We start from the raw sequence: 2,651 nt of genomic DNA, 5'->3' as shown, positions 1-2,651 counted from the left end.
TCTAAACCCAGCTCGCGTACCACTTTAAATGGCGAACAGCCATACCCTTGGGACCTACTTCAGCCCCAGGATGTGATGAGCCGACATCGAGGTGCCAAACACCGCCGTCGATATGAACTCTTGGGCGGTATCAGCCTGTTATCCCCGGAGTACCTTTTATCCGTTGAGCGATGGCCCTTCCATACAGAACCACCGGATCACTAAGACCTACTTTCGTACCTGCTCGAGCTGTCACTCTCGCAGTCAAGCTAGCTTATGCCTTTGCACTAACCTCACGATGTCCGACCGTGATTAGCTAACCTTCGTGCTCCTCCGTTACGCTTTGGGAGGAGACCGCCCCAGTCAAACTACCCACCAGACACTGTCCGCAGCCCGGATAACGGGCCGACGTTAGAACATCAAACATTCAAGGGTGGTATTTCAAGGTTGGCTCCATGCAGACTGGCGTCCGCACTTCACAGCCTCCCACCTATCCTACACATCAAGGCTCAAGGTTCAGTGTCAAGCTATAGTAAAGGTTCACGGGGTCTTTCCGTCTTGCCGCGGGTACACTGCATCTTCACAGCGAGTTCAATTTCACTGAGTCTCGGGTGGAGACAGCCTGGCCATCATTACGCCATTCGTGCAGGTCGGAACTTACCCGACAAGGAATTTCGCTACCTTAGGACCGTTATAGTTACGGCCGCCGTTTACTGGGGCTTCGATCAAGAGCGTCGCCTTGCGGCTAACCCCATCAATTAACCTTCCAGCACCGGGCAGGCGTCACACCGTATACGTCCACTTTCGTGTTTGCACAGTGCTGTGTTTTTATTAAACAGTTGCAGCCAGCTGGTATCTGCGACTGGCGTCAGCTCCGGGCGCACGGCCCTTCACCTACTGCCAGCGTGCCTTCTCCCGAAGTTACGGCACCATTTTGCCTAGTTCCTTCACCCGAGTTCTCTCAAGCGCCTGAGTATTCTCTACCTGACCACCTGTGTCGGTTTGGGGTACGATTCAATGTTACCTGGTGCTTAGAGGCTTTTCCTGGAAGCAGGGCATCAACCACTTCAGCACCGTAGTGCCTCGTCATTACGCCTCAGTGTTTCGGTACTCCGGATTTGCCGGGAGTACCCACCTACACGCTTAAACCGGGACGACCGTCGCCCGGCTGGCCTAGCCTTCTCCGTCCCCCCTTCGCAGTAACACCGAGTACAGGAATATTAACCTGTTTCCCATCGACTACGCCTTTCGGCCTCGCCTTAGGGGTCGACTCACCCTGCCCCGATTAACGTTGGACAGGAACCCTTGGTCTTCCGGCGAGCGGGTTTTTCACCCGCTTTATCGTTACTTATGTCAGCATTCGCACTTCTGATACCTCCAGCAGGCCTCACAGCCCACCTTCAACGGCTTACAGAACGCTCCCCTACCCAACAACACATGCGTGTCGCTGCCGCAGCTTCGGTGCATGGTTTAGCCCCGTTACATCTTCCGCGCAGGCCGACTCGACCAGTGAGCTATTACGCTTTCTTTAAATGATGGCTGCTTCTAAGCCAACATCCTGGCTGTCTGAGCCTTCCCACTTCGTTTCCCACTTAACCATGACTTGGGGACCTTAGCTGGCGGTCTGGGTTGTTTCCCTCTTCACGACGGACGTTAGCACCCGCCGTGTGTCTCCCGTGATAACATTCTTCGGTATTCGCAGTTTGCATCGGGTTGGTAAGTCGGGATGACCCCCTAGCCGAAACAGTGCTCTACCCCCGAAGATGACTTCACGAGGCGCTACCTAAATAGCTTTCGGGGAGAACCAGCTATCTCCCGGTTTGATTGGCCTTTCACCCCCAGCCACAAGTCATCCGCTAATTTTTCAACATTAGTCGGTTCGGTCCTCCAGTTAGTGTTACCCAACCTTCAACCTGCCCATGGCTAGATCACCGGGTTTCGGGTCTATACCCTGCAACTTAACGCCCAGTTAAGACTCGGTTTCCCTGCGGCTCCCCTATACGGTTAACCTTGCTACAGAATATAAGTCGCTGACCCATTATACAAAAGGTACGCAGTCACACCCCGAAGGGTGCTCCCACTGCTTGTACGTACACGGTTTCAGGTTCTCTTTCACTCCCCTCGCCGGGGTTCTTTTCGCCTTTCCCTCACGGTACTGGTTCACTATCGGTCAGTCAGGAGTATTTAGCCTTGGAGGATGGTCCCCCCATGTTCAGACAGGATACCACGTGTCCCGCCCTACTCTTCGAGCTCACAATACCAGCGTCTTCAGATACGGGGCTGTCACCCTTTACTGCCGGCCTTTCCAGACCGTTCTCCTGACGCGGATATTGCTGTTGGCTCTGGGCTGCTCCCCGTTCGCTCGCCGCTACTGGGGGAATCTCGGTTGATTTCTTTTCCTCGGGGTACTGAGATGTTTCAGTTCCCCCGGTTCGCTTCCTTACCCTATGAATTCAGGCAAGGATAGTGCAACGCATTGCACTGGGTTTCCCCATTCGGATATCGCCGGCTGATCACGCTTCATATCAGCTCACCGGCGCTTTTCGCAGATTAGCACGTCCTTCATCGCCTCTGACTGCCTAGGCATCCACCGTGTACGCTTATTCGCTTAACCTCACAACCCGAAGGTGTCTTCGGACTGGAGTTTGAGAGACTTCTCAATGCCGTGTATT

Annotated in this window: 1 rRNA gene; it reads right to left on the bottom strand. The window is 54.2% G+C overall.

The window, feature by feature from the left end:
• Positions 1-2,593: ribosomal RNA gene (locus AB204_RS17615) — 23S ribosomal RNA — on the bottom strand; the annotation flags it as partial.
• Positions 2,594-2,651 lie beyond the last annotated feature (58 nt).

This window comes from Xenorhabdus khoisanae (assembly GCF_001037465.1).
GTDB classification, from domain to species: domain Bacteria; phylum Pseudomonadota; class Gammaproteobacteria; order Enterobacterales; family Enterobacteriaceae; genus Xenorhabdus; species Xenorhabdus khoisanae.
This window is presented reverse-complemented; position numbering and strand designations above follow the sequence as displayed.